Origin of the sequence: Streptomyces sp. URMC 129, assembly GCF_051386415.1 — a bacterium.
Lineage (GTDB): Bacteria > Actinomycetota > Actinomycetes > Streptomycetales > Streptomycetaceae > Streptomyces.
The window spans coordinates 1-21818 of sequence record NZ_JBPQTQ010000108.1 but is presented as its reverse complement, the minus strand read 5'-3'; the positions used below and the strand labels follow the sequence as shown (position 1 = coordinate 21818).

Here is a 21818-nt window from a genome sequence, read left to right as displayed (position 1 = left end):
CCCCACAGCCGTCTAGCCCCACCCCCGCACGGCTCCCCGGGCCGCGCCGACGGGTTTGTCCGGCGGCCACCCGGCGGGCACGGCGGCAGGTCCACGCCCCCGGGCGGATGCCCCGCCCCGCCGCGGGTCCTCGTGCCGCGCCCGCCCTGTGGCCGTGTTCCCGGCCGAGTGCGCCCCGTTGGGGGTTCCGCGCCAGGGGAGCGGCTTCTCGTCACGGCTCCTCGGGTGGCGCTGCTGGGTGGTGGCCTTCCCCGTGTCCCGTGGGCCCGGCCCGGGGCGGTGACGGGTTCGTCCGGCCCACCGAGCCGTGGCCCGGGCGTCCGGGGAGGTTGCCTCGGTACTCCTTTCGGCCACCCCCGGTCCGGTCTTGGAGGCACACAGCCGTTCGGGCGGGGTTCGCGCGGCTAGCGTCGTTCGCACGGATGAACCCATCCGGCTCAACCGGAATCACCCGTGGGGGAAACACACATGTCACACAGCCGCGCGGCGCTGCAAGCCGCGACACGACCACTGAACATTTTTCTTGCCATCCGCAACGATCTCCAGCGCTACGGCGTCGAAGCCATGCTCCGCTCGCTGGACGTCGTCGGAGGCTGCTCGGCGTATCCCGACCTCGACGCGGCCGTCGACGCCGTGCGGGATCCCGGTACGGACATCCTGCTCACCGCCTCGGACACGGCGGAGCACGGCGGAGAGGCCGCGCTGCGGCGCGCGGCACACCGGGGCATCCGCGTGCTGCTGCTGCTTCCCCGGCCCAGCGAGGTCAACCTTGACCAGGTGACCTCCCTGCCCGGCGCGTCGCTGCTGCCCATGGACGACCTCGACCCCCGGACGCTGGACGAGGTCCTGACCGCCATGGACGCCGGTGAAGTGCACATCCCGCCCGCGCTGACCCGCGCCCTGCTGCACCGGGCCGGGCACGGCGAGCCGCGGGCGCTGGCCGCGCCCCGGCTGACCCCGCGCGAGAAGGAAGCGCTCGTGCTGCTGGTGGACGGCTACAGCAACAAGCAGATCGCGCGCCGGCTGCGCATCTCGGAGCACGGCGCGAAGCGGCTCGTGGCGAACATCCTCGCCAAGCTCAACTGCCCCAACCGCACCCTCGCCGCCGCCCGAGCGCTGCGCGAGGGGCTGTGCGGCGACCGCGCCGCGACAGCGACCCTGCCCACCCCCACCCTTGTCGACGCGACCTGGCGGTGACCGGACCCATGACCGACGTGGAAACCCAGACGACGACCCCGACGACTACCCAGACGACGACCCCGACGATGACCAGGACCGTGACCCGCGCGGCCTTTTTCGACGTGGACGAGACGCTGCTCAACGTCAAGAGCATGTTCCACTTCCTGCGCTACTGGATGGCCCGGCACGGCGACGACGGCAGCGGCCACGACGCCGTGATGGCCGAGGTCCGCGCGCAGGCCGAGAGCGGGGTGCCCCGCACCGAGATCAACCGCCGCTACTACCGCCGCTTCGCGGGCGTGGACCACGGCGAGCTGACCCGGGCGGGCCGCGCCTGGTACGCGGAGTACAGCGCGGGCCGGACCGCCGTCGTCGTCTCCGCCTGGGCGGCGGCCTCCCGGCACAAGGGGGCCGGGGACACCGTCGTCCTGGTCTCCGGGTCCTTCCGCGGCCTGCTGGAGCCGATGGCCGAGGACCTGGGCGCGGACGTGATCCTCTGCTCCGAGCCGATCGTCGGCCCCGACGGACGGCTCACCGGCGAGATCGAGCGGCCGATGATCGGGGAGAACAAGGCCGCGGCGGTGCGCGCCACCATGGCGGACCTCGGGCTCGCCCCGGACGACTGCACCTGCTACGGCGACCACTCCAGCGATCTGGACATGCTGATGGCGGTCGGCAACCCGGTCGTCGTGGGCGCCGACCCGGTGCTCATCGGGCAGGCGCAGAGCCTGGACTGGCCGGTCCTCCCGGCCACTCCGGGGCCGCTGCGGAGGACCGGCGCGCTGGCGGCGGTCGAACGCACCGCGCGCGCCGGTCTCTGACCGATCCGGCCGGGTCCGGCCAAGCCTGACGCCCGGCCGGATCCGGCCGGGCGTCAGGCCGCCTGCAGGAGCGGCCGGTCGGCACCCGCGGCGGTCGCCGCGGCGGTCGTGGGAAGGGCGATGGCGGTGAGCGCCAGCCCGTCCCCGACCGCCCACCGGCCGGCGAACTCGCCGATCCGCACACCGTCCAGCACCGGGCCCGGCCGCAGCAGCCGGGCCCGGAACGTGCTCGCGGCCGGGTCGAAGCTCAGCCGCGCGTCGCGGAAGCCGAGCCAGCGCCCGGTGAGCGGGTTGAACGCCTTGTAGACCGTCTCCTTGGCGCTGAACAGCACCGTCTCCCAGTGCACGCCGGGGTGGTCGCGGGCCAGCTCCGCCAGGTGCTCCCGCTCTGCCGCCACCGTGATGTGCCGCGCCACGTCGGCGGGCAGCGGCACGTGCCGCTCGGCGTCGATGGCGACGACGTGGAAGTCGGTGGTCCGGGAGACGGCCGCGGCGCGGAAGCCGTCGCAGTGGGTCATGCTGCCGGTCAGCCCGTCCGGCCAGCGCGGCTCGCCCTTCGGCCCGGACGGGACCCCGGCCGGGGGAACGCCGAGCGAGACCATCGCCGCGCGGGCGCAGGTCCTGGTGGTGAGGAACTCCCGCCGGCGAGGCTCGCCGCAGGCGGCGCTCAGCGCAGCCGCCTCCTCGGGCAGCGCGCCGGCGTCCGGCAGGTCCGCGGTGGCGGTGGCGGTGGCGACGGCGGACGGAAGCAGCCGCTCGATCATGTGCGTCTCCTGGGAACGGGCAACGGGCGCGCGCGACAACGCGGGCGCGGAGAAGTCGACGGAATATGCGCGCCGAATAATCGGCGGCGGCGGTCGGCTTGCCATCCCAGGACAAGGTCATGGCACAACCTTTGTGCTCCCACGATGCCCGGAATGGGGGCGCCGGGGCCATTGCCCATTCGAGGCCATCCATTCGGGGCCATCCATTCGGGGCCATCCATTCGGGGCTACCCATGCGGCTACCCCGCCCGAGGTCACAGGAATGGGGCATTGAAGCCGAATTGAAAAGCCTTTTAGAGTCCTTTCATCAGCGACAAACGAGTTCGATTTCACGAATACCCCGACGATGACGAGACGAATGGAGATGAGTGAGTGATGGCGCATCCGTTGCTCGACCGCCTGAAATCCTTCGGTGATGACCAGGCCGTGGTATTCGAAGGGCAGACCTGCGGCTACGGCGATCTGCTGGGCCTCGTCGACCGGTGGCGGTCCTTCCTCGACACCCACCGCGTCGCGGCGGGCGAGGTCGTGACGCTGGAGGGTTCCTCCTCGCCCGAGGCGTGCGCGGGGCTCCTGGCGCTCATCGAGCGCGGGGCCGTCGTCGTCCCGCTGACCGCCCTCCCGGCCGCCAAGCGGGCCGACTTCCTGGAGATCGCCGAGGTCGAGGTGGTCGTCCGGGTGGCCCCGGACGGCGCCCACCAGGCCGAACGCACCGGCCGCGCCGCCGGCCACGAGCTGTACGCGAAGCTGCGCGAGACCGGCCACGCGGGCCTGGTCCTCTTCAGCTCCGGCACCTCGGGCCGCAGCAAGGCCTCCGTCCTCGACTTCGAGAAGGTGCTGGCCCGTTACGGCGAGCCGACCCGGCCGATGCGCATCCTGTCCTTCCTGAGCCTGGACCACATCGGCGGCGTCAACACCCTGCTGCACACGCTCAGTCAGGGCGGCACGGTGATCACCGTCGGGGAGCGGACACCGGAGTCCATCTGCCGCACGGTGCAGGAGCACGGCGTCGAGGTGCTGCCCACCACGCCCACGTTCCTGAACATGCTGCTCATCTCCGGTGCCCACGAGCGGTACGACACCGGGTCGTTGAAGCTCATCACCTACGGCACCGAGCCGATGCCGATGCGGACCCTGGAGCGGCTGCACGCCGCGTTCCCCGGGGTGCGGCTGAAGCAGACCTACGGGCTGAGCGAGCTGGGCATCCTGCCGACGCGCTCGCGCGGCGACGACACGCTGTGGGTGAAGCTCGGCAGCGGCAACGGGTTCGAGCACAAGATCGTGGACAACATCCTGTGGATCCGTTCCGAGATGGCCATGCTCGGCTACCTCAACGCGCCCGCGCCCTTCGACGAGCAGGGGTTCTTCAACACCCAGGACGTCGTGCAGGTGGACGGCGAGTGGATCCGCATCCTCGGCCGGGACTCCGAGATCATCAACGTCGGTGGCGAGAAGGTGTATCCCAGTGAGGTGGAGTCGGTCCTCCTGGACGTCCCCAACATCGCGGAGGCCATGGTCAGCGGCCGGCCCAGCCCGGTCATGGGCATGGTGGTGAAGGCCAGGGTCACCCTGGTCGAGGACGAGGACCGGCGCGAAGTGGCCCGCCGGGTGCGGGAGTTCTGCGCGACCCGGCTGGAGCCGTTCAAGATCCCGGCCCTGGTGGAGATCGCGGACGCGCCGCAGCACTCCGACCGCTTCAAGAAGATCAGGAGCGCGGTGTGAGCGGTGTGAGCAGCCCCGAACGTGTGGCGCTCGTCAGCGGCGGCAGCCGGGGGCTCGGCAAGCTGCTGGTCGAGCGGCTGCTCGCGGACGGCTGGCGGGTCGCCACGTTCAGCAGGTCGGCCAACGACGGCGTGAAGGAGCTGCTGGCCGAACACCCCGACCGGTTCCTGTGGGAGGCCGCCGACCTCGGTGACCCCGCGTCGCTGAAGGCGTTCGTCCGCACGGTCACCCGCCACTTCGGCCGGGTGGACCTGCTGATCAACAACGCGGGGGTCCTGCACCAGGAGTTGTTCCTGACGACCAGCTCCGAGAAGACCGCCGAACTGATCGCCGCGAACCTCGTCGCGCCGATCACCCTCGCCCAGGCCGCGGCCCGCGCGATGACGCGGCAGGGCGGCGGTCAGATCCTCAACGTGTCGTCCATCAACGCGATCCGCGGCTACCGGGGCGTGGCGGTGTACTCCGCCGCCAAGGCCGGGCTCGACGGATTCAGCAGGAGCCTGGCGCGCGAGCTCGGAGCGTTCAGAATCCGGGTCAACTCCATCGTCCCCGGCTTCTTCGACAGCGACATGACGGCGGAGGTCACCGACCGCAACCGGGAGCGCATCCAGCGCCGGACGCCCCTGGGCCGCCTCGCGGACGTCGGGGAGATCGCCGACGCCGTGCTCTATCTCACCTCGCCCGGTGCCTCGTTCATCACCGGCCAGACCATCGTCGTCGACGGAGGAATCACATGCTGACCAGCGACGCCATCAAGGACACCGTCCGCCGCGAGATCAACGCCCTGCTGGCGGAGGCCGACCTGCCCACCCGCACCCTCGCCGGCGACGAGCCGCTCAACGAGCTGAGCCTCAACTCCCTGATGCTCGCCCGCCTGGTGATCCAGCTGGAGAGCGAGCTCGGCGTCGACCCGTTCGAGGACGGCTCGTACGTCATCTCCGACATCAGGACGGTCGACGCCCTGTGCGACGCCTACGCGAACACGCTCAAGGCGACGACCACCGCGGCCTGAACCCCGCCCGTGCCCACACCCCCCACCCCCGTCCCAGGACCGAGAAAGGAACGGACGATGCCGCCTGAAGCACTCGTCGTCGTAGGAGACCGCTTCGAGGAGTTCCTCACCAACCGGGGGACCGTCCCGGTCAGCGTCCTGCTGGACCGGCTGCGCGGCGGCGAGCCCCCGGAGAGTCTCGCCCTCGCCGTCGGGCAGGGCCTGACGGACGCTCAGCTCACCGAGCTGCGCGACCTGCTGGGCCAGGCGGCGGACGCGGCCGTCCCGCACCGCGCCGAGCAGCGGCTGACCCACAAGCACCGGGCGGAGAACGTCCTGGTCGGCCCGGTCACCCGGCTCGACGAGGGCCGCTTCACCGCCGACCTGGTGCTGGACGAGCGGGTCGAGGTGCTGGCCGACCACCTGACCGGCCAGCACATCCCGGCCGTCACCCTCATCGAGGCCGCCCGCCAGTTGTGGACCGTGGTCACCGAGCAGTACCTGATCGCGGACACCGAACGCACCCGGTTCGTCGTCGGCTCGGTCAACTCCTCGTTCCACAGCTTCGTGTTCCCGATGCCCGCCACGCTGCGCTACGAGCTGCTGGACCGCTCCACCACCCCGGTCGGCGCGATCTACCGCTGCCGCATCGGCGTGCACCACGGCGACGAGCCGCCGGCCGCGCTGGTCGAGGCCGAGTACCGGGTGATCCCGGAGAAGCTCAGCGCCAAGCAGGAGGCCATGGCGGCCCGGCGCGCCATCGCCGCCCAGGTCGGCGCGCTGCGCGCCGCCGCCGAGGACCCCCGGCCGGAGCCGGTCCCGGCCTAGGCTGGCCGACCGACCGACACCGCGCACGAGAGGAACGAAGAGCGCATGTTCTGGGCGATCCACTGCCTCGACCGGCCCGACACGGCCGGACTCCGGGCCGCCGCACGGCCCGAGCACTCCGCCAGGCTCCGGTCCGGGACCGGCCCCCGGCCGGTGTTCTACGGCCCGCTGGTCGCCGACGACGGAACCACCGCCATCGGCAGCCTGATCGTGGTCGAGGCCGACACCCGCGAGGAGGTGGCGGACTGGGTCGCCGGGGACCCGTTCACCACCGAGGGCGTCTGGGGCCGCGTCGACATCAACGCCCTCACCCCGTCCGACCGCTCACCGGTCCGCCTGACCGCACCGGCCCCGTAACGACGCCGCCCACCCCCCGGCACCACGCCGCACGTGCCGCCGGGCGGAAGGGGCACGACGGCCTCCGCGCGCCCTGCGGCCCGCCGCCGGGGACCGGTACCGTGCGGAGTGCGACCACAGGATCACCACGGAGGCCCTTGTGCCCGACATGCCCGACACGACGCAAGGACACGGCACCGTCAGCGACCGGGGGGCGGCGTGATGGACGAGGCCCGGTCCATCGGGCAGCGCATGCGCGATGCCCGGACGCGCCTCGGCCTCACCCAGGCCGATGTGGCGGCGGCCCTCGGCTACACCCAGGGCTGGGTGTCCAAGGCGGAGAGCGGCCGGATCGAGCTGGACCGCACCAGCGTCATCAACGCTGTGGCCGGGGTGCTGCACATCCACCCCAACGACCTGATCGACCGCCCCTTCCGGGGATCGGTCGCCGCCAACCAGTGGGAAGTCTCGGCCGCGGCGATCATAAGAGAGCTTCGCCGGTACGACCTGGCTCCGGTCTTCGACGGCACCCCCCGCCCGGCGGCGGTTCTCTGGGCGGAGACGGCGAAGCTCCATCGCCTGCGGGACAACGCGAACAACACCGGAATCCTCGCCGCGCTCCCCGACCTTCTGCGGGAAGCACGCGCGCTGGCCGAGGTCTCCGGGGGCCACGAGCGGGAGCAGGCGTACGCCGTCTACGCCGTGGTCTGCAAGTTCGGCCACACATCGGCACACGCCCTCGGCCACCCGGAACTGGTCACCATGACCTGTGAGCGCGCCGCCTGGGCCGCCCAGCGATCCGGCGACGAGCTGCTGCCCGCCGTCTCCGACTGGATGCGCGTGTGGGACATGTGGGGCACGGCCGACTGGGCCGACGCCATCGGGCTGTCCGACAAGGCGCTGCGCGCCGTGGAGCCGATGTACCGGCGCGGCGATCCGCTGGCCATTCGGCTCTGGGGCACGCTGCAACTCCGCGCCGCTGTCTCGGCGGCCCGGGACAACCGGGCGGCGGAGGCGCGGCACCGCATCGCGCAGGCCGGGGAGGCCGCCGAGCGCGCGGCCGGAACCCGCCCGGAGTTCGACCGGCACAGCCTCACCTTCAGTGCGGGGAACGTCGCGATCCACGCGGTGAACGTCGAGTTGGAGATGAGTCAGCAGGAGGAGGCGTTGCGGCTGCACGAAGGGCTGGACGCCACGACACTCGCCGCGCTGCCGCCCTCGCGGCGCGGGCACTACCGGCTCGACCTCGCCCGCGCCTACCTGTGGTCCGGGCATCGCGACCGTGCGCTGGCCGAGTTGGAGTCCGCCGAGACCACCGCTCCGCAACTGATCCGGAATCACCCGATCGCCCGGGCGACGCTGAGGCGGATCAGATCGGCGGAGCGCGCGGGAACGTCGGAGCGCGTCCGCCGGATGTCCCGCAGGTTCCGTCTGGACGGCGACTGATATCAACCCTTTGACCTGCGGGTATTCCCGGCGTTCATAGAGCGGCGTCACCGGCTGTCTACGGTCTGTCACGAGTTGACGCCGAAGACGCCGGGAGTGCTTCATGGGGATCGCTGTCTCCGCAGCCCTCTGGATGCCGGACGAAGAACGGGGAGTCCGGACCCTTCCGTGCCACCGCTGGTGGGACGCGGTGCGGATGCCGAGGCCGTTGGGCCAGGACATACTGGCCCGACTGGGCTCGGCCTCCGGTCCGCTGATCGAGGATCAGTTCGCGGACACCTACACATGGCTCGTCGAGTGCGGTGCGGCCGACGGGTGGGAGCCCCTGGGCGCACGGGTGTTGGGCATGGGCTCGGTGGTGGCCGTGCCCCCGGCGCGCTGGCAGCGTGGCCGGGTCGTCCGTTGGCTCGTTCCGCCGACCGCCACCTGTCTGACCGACGCGACCCGCCTGCGCCGTGCGCTGGGAGGCGGCCATGTCTGAACCGATCCGCTGGCCTCCGGGCACCCCGATCCACCGCACGGTGCCCGTCACGGAGATGCGGTACTGCGACCGTTGCCGTGATGTCGTTCATGCCGCCTCACACGTCTGCGTGGACCCCCCGGTCGCCGGCCACGAGGAAGGGAAGGCGGATCAGTGAGCGAACGGATCACCGGCGTCCTCGTGACCGTGGAGGTCGACACCACGACCGTCCGCCGAGGCGACCGGATCGCCATCGGCGGCCAGGTCTTCACCGTCCAGGACATGACCGCCCTTCCCCGCGGTGGCAAACGTCTCCACTTCGCGGGAGGCGAGTCACTGACGATGTGCCCCACGACCGTCCTGTGGGTCACACGCCGCCACGACCCCACCCGGCGGCCGTGCCCCGTCCGCCGTGGGGCGGGCGGGACACGGCCGGACCGGCTCACGGCAGGGGCAGTCGCACCACCTGCGGGTCGTGGTCGCTGATCTGGGCGGCGAACTCGCTGTCGACGCGTTGGCCATTCCCCGGGCCGTCCCAGCGGCTGCGGGGCCTACTCAGCGTGGCGGTTCCGCTGCGATGCGCGCGGCGTCTTTCGAGGCGTCATTCCGGCGACATTGATGGCGTCATTCCGGTGACATTCGCTCTTCTGGGCGTCTACTGTGCCTCCCATGAGCGCAACACCCAATTCCGCACTCAGGGCCGTCCGTATGGGCCTGCTCATGAGTCAGGACGACTTCGCCAAGGCACTGCGGGAGGCGGGCATCCCCGGAGCCTCCAAGCGGCTGGTGCAACGCTGGGAAGCAGGCATGACCAGCACCCCCCGCCCGATCCACGCCCGCGCGCTGGAACAAGTGACCGGAGTCCCCATCGAAGCTCTCGGCTTCACCACCCCGGTCCCACTCGCCCGGGTGACCGGCGACGGACGCGGAGGGCATGACGTCGAGACATCCCCGGACGGCATCCCCGCCGCCACACCTCCGACCCCGCGAGCACAACCCACCACCGCCGCACACACCCGCGCCAACTACTCCGGCATCTGGCTCTCTCGCTACGAATACTTCAGCTCCGGACGCGGCGAGAAGCACACCGGGCTGCACTACGTGGTCGTCCTCCAGCACGGCAACAAGCTCACGGTCCGCAGTCTCCCCGACTCGTCCGACTCGTCATTGGCGATCGACCTGGAAGTCGACGGCAAGGTCGCGACAGGCACGTGGTCGGAGCAGACCGCCGCCGACGGCTACTACCGGGGCGCCCGCTATCACGGCGCCATACAGCTCGTCATCGAGCTGACCGACCGGAGGATGACCGGCAAGTGGGTTGGCTTCGGCAAGGAATTCGACATCAACACCGGACCGTGGGAACTGGTCTTCCAGGACGCTTCGACTTCCAAGGCGGCGATGCAGCAGTACAACCGGCCCCCCGTGGACTGACTGCTCCGACCCACGCCGCCACGACCCCACCCGGCGGCCGTGCCCCGTCCGCCGTGGGGCGGGCGGGACACGGCCGGACCGGCTCACGGCAGGGGCAGTCGCACCACCTGCGGGTCGTGGTCGCTGATCTGGGCGGCGAACTCGCTGTTGACGTGCACGATGTCGTACGCGTACGACGTGGCCGCCAGGGACGGGGACAGCAGGATGTGGTCGAGCACCTGGGAGTTGCCCTCGTAGACGTACGTGTAGCGCTCGGCCGTCGGCAGCGTGGCCGGGAGATCGGTCAGGGCGCCGCCCGCGGTGAGGATGTTCGTGGTCTGGGAGAACTCGAAGTCGTTGATGTCGCCGAGCACCACGATCGCCGCGTCCGGATCGATCGCCCTGATGTCGTCCACGAAGTCCCGCACCACCGTGGCCTGCTGGTGCCGCTGCGTCTCGGAGGAGCGCTGCGGCGGCTGGATGTGGCCGAAGAGCGGGTCGTCGCCGCCCTTGGAGGTGAAGTGGTTGGCGATGACGAAGACCCGCCGACCGTTCCACGTGAACTCCCCGGCCAGCGGCTTGCGGCTGGAGTTGAACGCGGAGTTCTGCGGGTCGATCCGGCCCGGCGAGTAGCTGAGCTGCGGCTGCCCGCCGACGTTGCTCACCGTGGTCGCCGCGGTGGCCGTGCCGCCCGCCCGGTCGGTGAAGGAAAGCCCCCGGTCCGTGCGGTACATGAAGGCCACCCGGATGTTGCCGCCCGGCTCGCCGCCGTCCGCGTCGTCGGTCGGGTTGATCTGCCGCCACGCGTACGACGGGCCACCCGCCGCGCTGATGGCCGCGGCGAGCTTGTTGAGCGTCTGGTCGGCGGCGACCGTGCTGCTGTTGGTGGCGCCGTCGTTGTCCTGGATCTCCTCCAGCGCGATCAGGTCGGGGGAGCGGAGGTTGTTCACGACGGTGGCGGCCAGGGCGTCGAACGTCGACTGCGGGTCGCCCGGATCCAGGTTCTCCACGTTGAACGTGGCCACCGACAACTCGCCCGCCGCGGCGGCCTGCGTCGTCTCGGGACCCATGCCGCCGTCCGCCACCACCGGGCTGGAGCCGGGCAGCAGCTTGAAGTTGCCGAACGAGTAGTCCAGCACGCCCGTCACCGAGCCCGACAGCGTGTCCCCGGTGTCGGCCGCCGGGGTCGTCGCCAGGACGTCGTCGACGATGACGCGCTCGGGGTTGAAGTCGTCGGACTGGATGGCGATGCCGCCGCGCGCGGTGCGGACCGCCGAACCGGACGGCACTACCGGGATCTCGCCGAAGTCGTTGCGCGGGCCGACCACGGGCGCGTTGTCCAGCCGCACCCGCATGCCCTCCATCGACTCCCAGAAGTCGATGCCGTCGGTGGTGGCGTCGAAGGTGCCCGAGGTCTCCACGTCGCCGGTGGCGTCGTCGTCGATGACCTTCGCGGGCGGCACCCGGCCGCCGGAGCCGACCAGCGTCCCGGCGGGCAGCGCGTTGCCCGTCGAGACCAGGGTGACGGACGGCGAAGTGAGCTGCGTCGTCGTCAGGTTGTCCGTCCCGCCGCTGCCCCCGGGCCGGAACTCGGCGACCGTGCCGGTCACCGTCACGCTGTCACCGGTCTGCCGCCCCGGCGCCGAGCCGGTGTAGACGAAGATGCCCTCGCTGGTGGCCGGGTCGGTGTCCGGGCTCGGGTCCTGCATCCAGAAGCCGTTGCCGGCGACGGCCGTGACCACGCCCGGAACGGCCTGTGCCTGCTGCCCGTTGAGCGGCGAGCGGTGCGCGCGGCCCTGGATGTCTCGGATGCGGGTGCCGCTGCCGCTCCCGCCGCCGGTGAACGCCGAGTTGCGCGGCGTCGGCGAACCGGCCGTGAAGTCGGACGAGTTGCGGTCGGTGTCGGTCTGCCCCGACGCGGCGCGCAGGGCGGCCGTGGTGTTGGACAGCGTCGGCGCCGGGCCGGTGCCCTCGTAGGACGACGCGCCGCTGCCGTAGCCGACGAAGTCCCGCACGTTCGTCTGCGTCGCGCAGCCGGAGGAGCAGGTGAGCGCGGTCGACGTGGTGCGGAGCGCGACCTTGCCGGACGTGGCGCTCATCGCGATCGTGCCGGTGCTGTCCGGCGCGGGCAGCGGCTGCCCGGCACCCGCGCCGGCCCCCTCGCGGACGAGGTGGTACCGGCCGGGGGCGATCGAGCCGGACAGCGCCGTGACCTGCCAGCTCGACCCCGAGGCCGAGGCGTACTGCACGGACCAGCCGGAGAGCGACACGGTGGTGGTGCCGCGGTTGTACAGCTCGATGTAGTCGTGGGTGTACGGGGCGCCGCTGTTGCCGCCGCCGCCGTAGACCTGGCTGATCACGATGTCGGGGGAGACGGCCGAGGCGGACGGGGAGGGGAAGGCGACCAGCGAACCGGCCACGACCGCCGCGGCGGCGGTGAGGACGGCGAAGCGGCGCCGGTTGCCCGGAACGAGGGACATGACATCACTCCAGAGGTGTGCCGGTGGTGTGGGGCTGACCTGGACTGACCTGACCTGCACCTGCCAGTGATGTCTACCCGTGTAGAAATGGCGTTCGCGCGACAGTCCGCATGAACACCGCGTAAAAAATGGTCGCTCCGCAGGGGGTGCCCTGATTCGATGGGGCGATGGAGACGACGCCTGAATTGACTGAATTGTCCTCGTCCGTGGTCATCATCACGGGAGTCATGGCGGCCGGCAAGTCCACCGTGGCCCAGTTGCTCGCCGAACGGCTCCCGCGAGCCGCGCACATCCGTGGCGACGTCTTCCGCCGCATGATGATCTCCGGCCGCGCCGAGCTGACCCCCGAGCAGACCCCGGAGGCCATGGCGCAACTCCGCCTGCGGCACCGCCTGTCGGCGGCGACGGCCGACGAGTACGCGTCGGCCGGCTGGACGGCCGTGATCCAGGACGTGATCCTCGGCCACGCCCTGGCCGACTACGTGACGCTGGTCCGCACCCGTCCGCTGTACGTGGTGGTCCTGGCCCCCACCCCGGAGGCGGTCGCCCGCCGCGAGGGCGCCCGCGCGAAGACGGGCTACGGCGCGTGGTCGGTGGAAGCCCTCGACCGGGTCCTCCGCGTGGACACGCCCCATCTCGGCCTGTGGCTGGACACCTCGGACCTGACCCCGGCCCAGACGGTGACCGAGATCCTGACCCGCCTCCCCGAGGCCCGCCACGAACCACGGATGAACGCCTGACCGCCGCCGAATCCGTACCGACGGCTCGTGCCGGTGCCCGCTTGCCGCCCCGGCCGTGGCGTCGGTGGTGCGCCCGGGCGGGGGCTGCGGTCCGTCTTCGCGCGGTGGATGTCGTGCGTGCTCCGCCCACGGGCGGTCCCGCGTGCGACGCGCCGGCGCGTCACGGCGCCCGGTGCCCTTGCCGACCGCTGCCGGGCCGGCTGCTCCGCGCCGCCCCGGAGGCCGGGCGACGGGCGGGCGTCGCCTGACGCTGTCCGCTGCCCGGTGGTGCTCCTGCTTCCGGCGGGGCGGGGGTGACGTTTCCGCCCGGCGGGGTACTCGGTCGCGCATGAACGGCAAGGATCCGCAGTCGCAGCCGCTGACCCCCGATCTGCCGCCGCCGGTCGACGTGCCCGATGTCGAGCGGCCGGAGGACGAGGTCGGGGAGGTGCCGGCGGATGAGCGGGACCGGGAGGACAGCGGGGAGCCCGTCGCTCCCGAGCCTCCCGATTGAGCGGCTCGCGCCGCGAGCGACGCGCGCGGATCGCGCGGAAGGGCAGGTTCGCCATGATCACCACCGACTTCATCCCGGGGTCTCCCACCTGGATCGACCTCGGCGTCCCCGACGTCGACGCCGCGGCCGACTTCTACGGCACGGTGTTCGGCTGGGAATTTCAGTCGCTCGGCCCCGAGGCGGGCGGATACGGCTTTTTCCGCCTCGACGGCAAGACCGTCGCCGCCGCCGGGCTGCTCACCGAGGAGGGCGCGCGGCCGTCCTGGATGATCTACTTCGGGACCACCGACGCCGACGCGTCGGCCCAGACCGTCCAGAGCACGGGCGGCACCGTGCGGGCCGCCCCGGTCGACGTGGACGGCGCGGGCCGGATGGCGCAGTTCACCGATCCCCAGGGCGGTCAGTTCGCCGTCTGGCAACCGGGCGACAACAAGGGCCTCGAAGCCGTCGACCAGCCCGGATCCCTCGTCTGGTGCGAGCTGTACACCACCGACGCGCCGGCCGCGAAGAAGTTCTACGGCACCCTCTTCGGCTGGGAGGCGCAGGACATGCCGCTGCCCGGCGGCGGCGAGGGCGGCGACACGTACACCCTCATCGGCCCGCCCGGCGGACGCAGCGAGGTCCCGGCCGAGGACCGCATGCACGGCGGCATCATGCAACTCCCGCCGGAGAACCTGGCCCTGAACGCGTTCCGCCCGTACTGGCACCCCGTCTTCGGAACGACGGACTGCGACGGCACGGTCGCGACCGTCACCGGGCGCGGCGGCACGGTGCAGATGGGACCGGAGGACGCGGAGGGGGTCGGGCGGCTGGCCGTCTGCATCGACCCTTTCGGCGCGGATTTCGTGGTCCTGACCCCTGCCATGCCCGCCACCTAGGCCGAGGCCGCTCGCGCGGGTCGCGTCGGCCTGGCCGCACAGGACTGAGCGGCCCGGATCGGGGCACCCGGAGTGTGTCTTCCATGGTGAAAGGGTGCGGAAAATGGAGATTTCCGGAGTTATTAGCGCGATCGTGATCGGTCTGATCATCGGCCTTCTGGGTCGGCTGGTCCTGCCGGGACGTCAGCACATCGGCGTGCTGTGGACGATCGTCGTCGGTATCGTCGCGGCCCTCATCGGCTCCGCGCTGGCCGAGGCGCTGGATGTAGGGGACACCGACGGAGTCGACTGGATCGAGTGGCTCATCCAGATCGCCCTGGCCGCCCTGGGCGTGGCCGCCCTCGACCGGGCCAAGGCCCCGCGCCGCTGAGCCCGGACGCTCACCGGGGTGGGCGGCCCACCGAGGCCGCCCACCCGGCCCGGCCGGCCCGGCCGGTTCGCCTCGGTCCGCCGAGCGCCTCCGGCCCCGGCCCGCGCTGTCCCGCGTCCCACCGGGCAACTCGCCCCCGACATCACCGCATTTCCGCCCTATCGCACCCGCCGCACGCGGACCCCGGCGCCCGGGCATTCCCCGCCCGCCGCCCCGCGCTGTGACGTGCTGCCGGGCCGCCGTCTCCGTGCGGCCACCGGCCCGGCCCCATCCCTGCCGTGCCCGGCCCCTCCGGTCGCGCCCTGGGGCCCCACGCGCCCGGCGCCCACCCGAACGGCGCTACCGCCCGTCGCCCGTCGTCCGTTGCCCACCAGCGGGCGCCCCGCCCGGCTTATGACACGGCGACGAGCGGGCGAACTCTCTGCGGCCCCTCACCCATAAGGGTTACCCGCTTGTAGCATCGTCGCTCGTGACTCACGATGCCCCGGCCGCCGCGCACCGTTCCCCCGTCGCCCCCAGCCGTCGCGCGCTGGTCACGGCCGCCGCCGCGACTGCCGCCGTGCTGCCGCTCGCCGCTCCCGGCCGGGCCGGTGCCGTCGAGGGGCCCGCGTTCCACCACGGTGTCGCCTCCGGCGACCCGCTGCCGGACGGCGTGGTGCTGTGGACCCGCGTCACCCCGGTGCCCGAGGCTGTGCCGGGCTCGGGGGCCGGCCCGGACCTGGAGGTCGGGTGGGAGGTCGCGGAGGACGCCGCGTTCCGCACCGTCGTGGCCTCGGGCCGGACGACGGCCACGGCCGCCTCCGACCACACGGTCAAGGCCGACGTGCGCGGCCTGCGCCCGGACACCGTCTACCACTTCCGCTTCACCGCCGCGGGCGTCCGTTCCCCCGCCGGCCGCACCCGCACCGCGCCGGCGCCCGGCACCGCCGTCGCCAACCTCCGGCTGGGCGTGGTCTCCTGCTCCAACTACGAGGCCGGCTACTTCACCGCCTACCGGCACCTTGCCGCCCGCGACGACCTGCACGCGGTGCTGCATCTGGGCGACTACATCTACGAGTACGGGACCGGCCAGTACCCCGCCGACCCGGTCCGCGTCCAGCAGCCCGCGCACGAGATCCTCACCCTCGCCGACTACCGCGTCCGGCACGGCCATTACCGCACGGACCCGGACCTGCGCGCCCTGCACGCCGCCCACCCCGTGATCGCGATCTGGGACGACCACGAGACGGCCAACGACGCCTGGCGGGACGGCGCCGAGAACCACACGCCGGGCACCGAGGGCGACTGGGCGGCCCGCCGGACCGCCGCCGTCCGGGCGTACTTCGAGTGGATGCCGGTCCGCCCCGCCGTCGAGGGCACCACCTACCGGCGGCTGCGCTTCGGGGACCTGGCCGACCTGCACCTCCTCGACCTGCGGTCGTTCCGCGACGAGCGGGCCGCCGCCGAGGACGGCGGCGCCGTCGACTCGCCGGACCGTACGCTCACCGGCCGGGCCCAACTCGACTGGCTGACCTCCGGGTTGTCCGCGTCCGACACCCGCTGGCACCTGATCGGCAACTCGGTGATGATCTCGCCGGTGGCGTTCGGCTCGGTCCCCGCGCACCTCCTCGGCCCGCTCGCGGAATGCCTCGGCATCCCCTCCGGCGGCCTGGCCCTCAACACTGACCAGTGGGACGGCTACACCGCCGACCGCGACCGGCTGCTGCACCACCTGCGCGACCACCACATCACCAACACCGTGTTCCTGACCGGCGACATCCACATGCACTGGGCCACCGACGTGCCGCTGAACGCCGCCACGTATCCGCTGTCGCCGCCCGTCGCCACCGAGTTCGTCGTCACGTCCGTCACCTCCGACAACCTCGACGACATCCTCGGCGTCCCGGCGAACACCGTCTCCCCGCTCGCCGCCACGGCGATCCGCGCGGCCAACCGCCACGTGCACTGGCTCGACATGGACGCCCACGGCTACGCCGTCCTCGACGTCACCGAACAGCGCGCCCAGATGGACTACTTCACCCTCTCCCACCGGGCAGATCCCCACGCGACGAGCACCCTGACCCGCTCCTACGAAACCCGGTCCGGCACCCAGCACGCCACCCGCACCACGACTCCCATCCGCTGAACAACAGCCCGTTCTGGGAGGGTTGGCCCATGACACCCGCCACCCCCGCCCAGGAGCCGCCCCGGGTCACCGTGCGCGGCGAGGCCCGTCTCGACGTCGACCCCGAGACCGCCGGTCTCGACATCACCGTCCTGGCCCGGGGCGCCGACCGCCGCGCCGCCCTGGCGGACCTCACCCGGCGCAACGGCGGCGTCCTCGATCTGCTCAGGTCCTACGGCGAGGCCATCGAACGGACCGAGACCGGCGCGTTCACCCTCACCCCCGAACTCGCCCGCCACGGCCGGGGCGAGAAGGTCCGCGCCTACCAGGGCCGTGTCCTGATCCGGGCCGTCGTCGCGGACTTCACGGCACTCGGCGAACTCACCAGCCGCCTCGCCGACCTCGACCTCACCCGCGTCGACGGCCCCCGCTGGGCCCTGCGCCCGGACTCGCCCGTCCACCGCGAGGCCCGCATGCAGGCCGTGCACGACGCGGTCACCCGGGCCCGCGAGTACGCGGAGGCCCTCGGCGCCGAGCTGGTCTCCCTGCTCGACCTGGCCGACCAGGGCACCGAGGCCCTCGCCCACACCGCCTTCCCGGTCTCGGCCACCCGCGGCGGCTACGGCTACGGCGCTGCCGCGGCGGCCGAGAGCGACCCCCCGGCCCTGGACCTGGAACCCCGCCGCCAGACGGTCCACGCCCACGTCACGGCCCGCTTCACGATGACCGCCCCGATCTTCGGACCTGCCGCATGATGGACCCATGCCCGAGGGAGACACGGTCTGGCAGGCGGCGCGGCGCCTCGACGCCGCGCTCGCCGGGTGTGTGCTGGTCCGGGCGGACCTGCGGGTGCCCAGGCTGGCCACTGCCGATCTGCGGGGCCGGGGCGTGCTCGGCGCCGTCTCGCGCGGGAAGCACCTGCTCACCCGCGTCGAGGGCGGGCTGACGCTCCACTCGCACCTGCGCATGGACGGCTCGTGGAAGGTCTTCGGACCCGGCGAGCCGTGGCGCGGCGGGCCCGCCCACCAGATCCGCGCGATCCTCGGCGCCGACAACGGCCGCACCGCCGTCGGGTACCGCCTGCCCGTCCTCGACCTGCTCCGCACCGCCGACGAGGGGCGGGTCGTCGGTCACCTCGGGCCCGACCTCCTCGGGCCCGACTGGGACCCCGACGAGGCCCTGCGCCGCCTCCTCGCGGACCCGGCCCGCCCGCTGGGGACGGCCCTCCTCGACCAGCGCAATCTGGCCGGAATCGGCAACGTCTACATGGCCGAGCTGTGCTTCCTGGCTCGCGCCACGCCGTGGCTGCCGATCGGTGAACTGCCCGATCCGGCGGACCTGGTCGCGACGGCCAAGCGCCTGCTGGAGGCCAACCGCACCGTCCCGGACCGCACCACGACGCCCGCCGCCACCCGCTCCCGCCTCCACGTCTACGCCCGCGCCGGTCGCCCCTGCCTGACCTGCGGCACCCCCGTCCGCGTCGCCCCCGAACCCCACGACCACCCCGGCCGGTCCAGGCCCACGTACTGGTGCCCCCACTGCCAGCACGGCCCGGCCCCCGGTACGGCTCGCACCGGCTGACTGTCCGGGCTGCCCGGGGTAACCGGCGCGCGTCGCGGATGGTTCGACGGCAGAGGAGCCCCGTCCGGAGGCGCCCGAGGAGGACGCGGACAGCGCGATCGACTCGTTTCCGCGCGGTCGGCGAGCAACGGGAACTGCTGCGCGAGCGGGCGAAGCCGACGCAGCGCCAGTCGGCTGAACAGCTCTCGTACGGCGAGGAGTCGATTTCGTCGAAGGAACGCGGCCGACGTGTTCCGCAGCCGGAATTCCTCGACCCCGAGCCTTCCCGGTGTCCGGCCGGACGGGCCCTTCCGAGGCTCACGGCCGACCGCTGACCCCTCCCCGGCCGGCGGCGCTACGCCGGGCCGTCGGCCGGGCAACACCGCTTCGGCTGCTACCTGTTGTTCTTCTCGGGGCAACATGAGTCCCTTGTCGACCGTCAAGATCAGGCCATAGGGTCCTGAGCGGCACGCACCCGGTTCCCACACGGAGAGACAAGGCGGTCATGAGAAACAGCTCGGTCGAGAGAGTCGCACGTCTGGTGAGCCTGTTGTTCGCGGGAATCTTCTCCGGGTTCCTCGTCGGGGTCCTGGTCCTGGAGACCTCCCTGCGCGACTACGACCGCACCGTCTACGCCCAGGTCCGGCAGGTGGAGCTGGACGCGCTGGACATCCTCGCCACGGCGACCCTCGTTCCCGCGCTGCTCGCCACCGCCTTCCTCCTCTTCGCCGTCTTCCGGGCGAAAGGCCCCGCGCTCTGGCTGCCGTTGGCCGCGTTCGTGCTGCTGCTGATCGTCTTCGTCGTTTCCCTCACCGTGAACGTGCCGATCAACGGCGACCAAGCGGACTGGGACGTGCAGGCCCCGCCGTCCGACTGGGCCGACGTGCGCGACCGCTGGCAGGCCGCCCACGTCGTGCGGACCGTCTCCGCCGTGCTGGCGTTCGGCCTCCTCGCCTTCTCCACCCTGGGCCGGAAGCCGGCCGACGAGCCCGCCGCCGCGGCCTGACCCCGGCGGCTACTCCCGCACGCACTCGATCGCGTAGTCCCCGGTGTCCGGATCGACGGTGACGCCGTGCGTCTCGCTGCCGAAACCCGGGAATGCGCGATCGAACGCCTCAAGTGCCCCCAGATAGCGGAGCAGTGGCCCGTCGGCGGCGCCCACCGACTCACCGGGCATCAGCACGGGAATCCCGGGCGGTGTGACGGTGACCATCGCCGCCGCGATCCGCCCCGCCGCGTCGGCGATCCGCACCCGCTCGGTGCCGCCCCGGATCAGCCGTCCGTAGCACCACTGCGGCGGGGCCACCGGCTCCGGGAGCTGCTGGAACGCCTCCTCCAGCAGGGTCACCAGCCCGGCTGCCCGCAGGTGGTCGTGCATCGCGCCGCACAGGCCGTCCAGCGTCATGTCCCCGTAGCGGCGCGGGAATCGCGCGACGATGCCGGGCAACACCCGGTCGAGCGGCGCGCCCTCGTCGTACAGGGCCTTGAAGTCCGTCAACGCGTCCAGCAGGGTGCCCCACTTGCCCTTGGTGATGCCCATGGAGAAGAGGACCAGCGTCGTGTAGCTGTCGGTCTTCTCCACCACGATGTTCCGGCGGGCCAGGTAGGCCGTCAGCACCCGCGCGGGAATGCCCCCATCGGCCGTCTCGCCCAGTGCGTTGATCCCCGGGCAGGTGATCGTCACCTTCACCGGGTCCAGCAGGCAGTGGTTCTCCGCCAGCCCCGCGAACCCGTGCCAGTCGGCGTCCGGTTCGAGCCGCCAGCACCCCGGCTCGGAGCGCAGCAGCTCCAGGGGCGCGTCCGCGAACGCGTGCCGCGCGCCCGTCGCCGGATCGGTCACGGCCTCGGGCTGCCACACCCCGAAGAACCAGGCCGGCCGGTCGCCCGCGGCGACGATGCGCGCCCCCGTGCGGACCACCGCCTGCCGGAAGCGGATCGCCTCGGTCACCGCCTCGTCGATCAGCCAGTGTCCCTGCGGCCCGTCCATCATCCCGGCCGCCACGTCGAGCGACGCGATGGCCGGGTAGAGCGGCGAGGTGGTGCCGTGCATCATGAACGCCTCGTTGAAGCGCTCGTGTTCGACCGGCGCCCGGGGCGTGGCCCGGACGTGCACCATCGCGCTCTGCGACAGCGCGGCCAGCAGCTTGTGCGTGGACTGGGTGGCGAAGACGGTGGGCCGGTCCGGGCCGGGGAAGGTGTCGGGGCCCACGGACATCCCGTACCGCCCGGTGTAGAGCGGGTGGAAGCGCGCGTAGGCGAACCATGCCTCGTCGAAGTGCACCCGCGGCACGCTCGGCGCCAGTGCCCGCGCCACGCCCACCGCGTCGTAACACAGGCCGTCGTACGTGGAGTTGGTGATCACCGCGTACTGCGCCCCAGGTGATACCGCTTGGTGGGCCAGCGGGTTGGCCGCGATCCGGTCCGCCACCGCCGTCGCCTCGATCCCGTCCGGGGGCAACGGCCCGGCCAGCCCGTAGCCGTTGCGCGTGGGGACGAGATAGACGGGACGCGCGCCGGAGAGGACGAGGCCGTGCAGCACCGACTTGTGGCAGTTGCGGTCCACGAGGGCGATCTCGTCCCGCCCCACGCAGAAGTGCCCGACCATGCGGTCCGCGGTGGAGTCGCCGTGCAGCACGAAGTACGTGCGGTCCGCGCCGAAGATCCGGGCCGCGTTGCGCTCGGCCTCCCCGATCGGTCCCGTGTGCTCGAACAGGGACCCCAACTCCTCGACGGAGATGGACAGATCACTGCGGAACAGCCGCTCCCCGTAGTAGTCGAAGAAGGCCCGGCCGACCGGCGACTTGAGGAACGCGACGCCTCCGGAGTGCGCCGGGGTGTGCCAGGAGTACTCGTGGGCGTCGTCGAACCGCCGCAACGCCCGGAAGAACGGCGGCAGTACGGATTCCCGGTACGCGCGGGCCGCGCTGACGACCCGGCCCGCGATGAACGCCGGGGTGTCCTCCAGCGGCCAGACGTAGCCGACCACGACCTCCGACACCCACAGCGGCAGTCGCCCGAGATCCTCGTCCGCCTCGTCCGCCATCACCAGGAACACCGGCAGGTCCGTGAACCGCCGCCCGATCTGCCGCAGGACCGACTCCCCGCCCAGGTCCCAGCCCACGACGGCGGCGGCCAGCCCGGCCTCGGTCCGCAGCACCGCCCGCGCCTCGGCTTCGCTCCCGGCCCACCGCACCTCGAACCCGCGGGCCTCGACCGCCTCCCCGATCCTGCGCGCC

21 protein-coding genes are annotated in these 21818 nt (G+C 72.4%); 18 read left to right on the top strand and 3 right to left on the bottom strand.

Features of this window, described 5'->3' with window-relative positions; translation table 11 throughout:
- The first annotated feature begins 468 nt into the window (after positions 1 to 468).
- The gene (locus tag ACSNOC_RS20855) at positions 469 to 1197 is read left to right on the top strand and encodes a LuxR C-terminal-related transcriptional regulator (protein WP_436749042.1); all 729 of its coding nucleotides are present in this window, start codon (positions 469 to 471) and stop codon (positions 1195 to 1197) included.
- Between the two features lie 8 nt (positions 1198 to 1205).
- A complete protein-coding gene (locus ACSNOC_RS20850; protein ID WP_436749041.1) occupies positions 1206 to 2000 on the top strand; it encodes an HAD family hydrolase in 795 nt (264 codons plus the stop codon).
- 53 nt (positions 2001 to 2053) lie between these two features.
- Here the strand turns inward: ACSNOC_RS20850 and ACSNOC_RS20845 are convergent, their stop codons facing one another.
- Positions 2054 to 2764 carry a 4'-phosphopantetheinyl transferase family protein gene (locus ACSNOC_RS20845; RefSeq protein WP_436749040.1) on the bottom strand — a complete coding sequence of 237 codons (711 nt, stop codon included), beginning with the start codon at positions 2762 to 2764 and terminating at the stop codon, positions 2054 to 2056.
- Between the two features lie 375 nt (positions 2765 to 3139).
- Between ACSNOC_RS20845 and ACSNOC_RS20840 the strand changes: the two genes are divergently transcribed.
- The 8 genes from ACSNOC_RS20840 to ACSNOC_RS20805 all read left to right on the top strand — a co-directional run bounded on the left by ACSNOC_RS20840 (position 3140) and on the right by ACSNOC_RS20805 (position 9978).
- Entirely contained in the window at positions 3140 to 4486 is a 1347-nt protein-coding gene (locus tag ACSNOC_RS20840; RefSeq protein ID WP_436749039.1) for a class I adenylate-forming enzyme family protein, read from the top strand.
- Complete coding sequence (locus tag ACSNOC_RS20835) at positions 4483 to 5226, top strand: SDR family NAD(P)-dependent oxidoreductase (protein WP_436749038.1); 744 nt, start codon at positions 4483 to 4485, stop codon at positions 5224 to 5226. Before ACSNOC_RS20840 ends, ACSNOC_RS20835 begins: the two co-directional genes overlap by 4 nt.
- Entirely contained in the window at positions 5220 to 5498 is a 279-nt protein-coding gene (locus ACSNOC_RS20830) for a phosphopantetheine-binding protein (protein ID WP_436749037.1), read from the top strand. The genes ACSNOC_RS20835 and ACSNOC_RS20830 overlap by 7 nt, the downstream gene beginning before the upstream one ends.
- Positions 5499 to 5555: 57 nt before the next feature.
- Positions 5556 to 6305: an AfsA-related hotdog domain-containing protein gene (locus ACSNOC_RS20825; protein ID WP_436749036.1), complete on the top strand. Its 750-nt coding sequence runs from the start codon at positions 5556 to 5558 to the stop codon at positions 6303 to 6305.
- 45 nt (positions 6306 to 6350) lie between these two features.
- Positions 6351 to 6662: a YciI family protein gene (locus ACSNOC_RS20820; protein WP_436749035.1), complete on the top strand. Its 312-nt coding sequence runs from the start codon at positions 6351 to 6353 to the stop codon at positions 6660 to 6662.
- A gap of 198 nt (positions 6663 to 6860) precedes the next feature.
- On the top strand, positions 6861 to 8087 hold the full coding sequence (locus ACSNOC_RS20815; protein ID WP_436749034.1) for a helix-turn-helix domain-containing protein: 1227 nt from the start codon (positions 6861 to 6863) through the stop codon (positions 8085 to 8087).
- A gap of 103 nt (positions 8088 to 8190) precedes the next feature.
- A complete protein-coding gene (locus tag ACSNOC_RS20810) occupies positions 8191 to 8568 on the top strand; it encodes a hypothetical protein (RefSeq protein ID WP_436749033.1) in 378 nt (125 codons plus the stop codon).
- Between the two features lie 648 nt (positions 8569 to 9216).
- On the top strand, positions 9217 to 9978 hold the full coding sequence (locus ACSNOC_RS20805) for a helix-turn-helix domain-containing protein (protein WP_436749032.1): 762 nt from the start codon (positions 9217 to 9219) through the stop codon (positions 9976 to 9978).
- A gap of 83 nt (positions 9979 to 10061) precedes the next feature.
- On the opposite strand, the gene ACSNOC_RS20800 is transcribed toward ACSNOC_RS20805, so the two are convergent.
- Positions 10062 to 12437, bottom strand: a complete 2376-nt coding sequence (locus ACSNOC_RS20800; RefSeq protein ID WP_436749031.1) for a lamin tail domain-containing protein — start codon at positions 12435 to 12437, stop codon at positions 10062 to 10064.
- Between the two features lie 167 nt (positions 12438 to 12604).
- On the opposite strand from ACSNOC_RS20800, the gene ACSNOC_RS20795 reads away from it, so the two are divergent.
- The 8 genes from ACSNOC_RS20795 (at position 12605) to ACSNOC_RS20760 (ending at position 19588) form a co-directional block, all read left to right on the top strand.
- Positions 12605 to 13177, top strand: a complete 573-nt coding sequence (locus tag ACSNOC_RS20795) for an AAA family ATPase (RefSeq protein WP_436749030.1) — start codon at positions 12605 to 12607, stop codon at positions 13175 to 13177.
- Between the two features lie 328 nt (positions 13178 to 13505).
- The gene (locus tag ACSNOC_RS20790) at positions 13506 to 13670 is read left to right on the top strand and encodes a hypothetical protein (RefSeq protein ID WP_436749029.1); all 165 of its coding nucleotides are present in this window, start codon (positions 13506 to 13508) and stop codon (positions 13668 to 13670) included.
- A 53-nt stretch (positions 13671 to 13723) separates the two neighbouring features.
- Positions 13724 to 14548 (top strand): VOC family protein, encoded by an 825-nt coding sequence (locus tag ACSNOC_RS20785; protein WP_436749028.1) that lies wholly within the window; start codon positions 13724 to 13726, stop codon positions 14546 to 14548.
- A 103-nt stretch (positions 14549 to 14651) separates the two neighbouring features.
- A complete protein-coding gene (locus ACSNOC_RS20780) occupies positions 14652 to 14918 on the top strand; it encodes a GlsB/YeaQ/YmgE family stress response membrane protein (protein ID WP_436749027.1) in 267 nt (88 codons plus the stop codon).
- Between the two features lie 469 nt (positions 14919 to 15387).
- Positions 15388 to 17043: an alkaline phosphatase D family protein gene (locus ACSNOC_RS20775; protein ID WP_436749026.1), complete on the top strand. Its 1656-nt coding sequence runs from the start codon at positions 15388 to 15390 to the stop codon at positions 17041 to 17043.
- Positions 17044 to 17072: 29 nt separating this feature from the next.
- Complete coding sequence (locus ACSNOC_RS20770) at positions 17073 to 17777, top strand: SIMPL domain-containing protein (protein WP_436749025.1); 705 nt, start codon at positions 17073 to 17075, stop codon at positions 17775 to 17777.
- Between the two features lie 7 nt (positions 17778 to 17784).
- Positions 17785 to 18603, top strand: coding sequence for a DNA-formamidopyrimidine glycosylase family protein (locus tag ACSNOC_RS20765; protein WP_436749024.1), 819 nt, complete (start codon positions 17785 to 17787; stop codon positions 18601 to 18603).
- A gap of 484 nt (positions 18604 to 19087) precedes the next feature.
- Positions 19088 to 19588, top strand: a complete 501-nt coding sequence (locus tag ACSNOC_RS20760) for an anthrone oxygenase family protein (protein WP_436749023.1) — start codon at positions 19088 to 19090, stop codon at positions 19586 to 19588.
- 9 nt (positions 19589 to 19597) lie between these two features.
- Here ACSNOC_RS20760 and ACSNOC_RS20755 read toward each other — a convergent pair whose 3' ends face one another.
- Positions 19598 to 21808, bottom strand: coding sequence for an Orn/Lys/Arg decarboxylase N-terminal domain-containing protein (locus tag ACSNOC_RS20755; protein ID WP_436749043.1), 2211 nt, complete (start codon positions 21806 to 21808; stop codon positions 19598 to 19600).
- Positions 21809 to 21818: the final 10 nt, after the last annotated feature.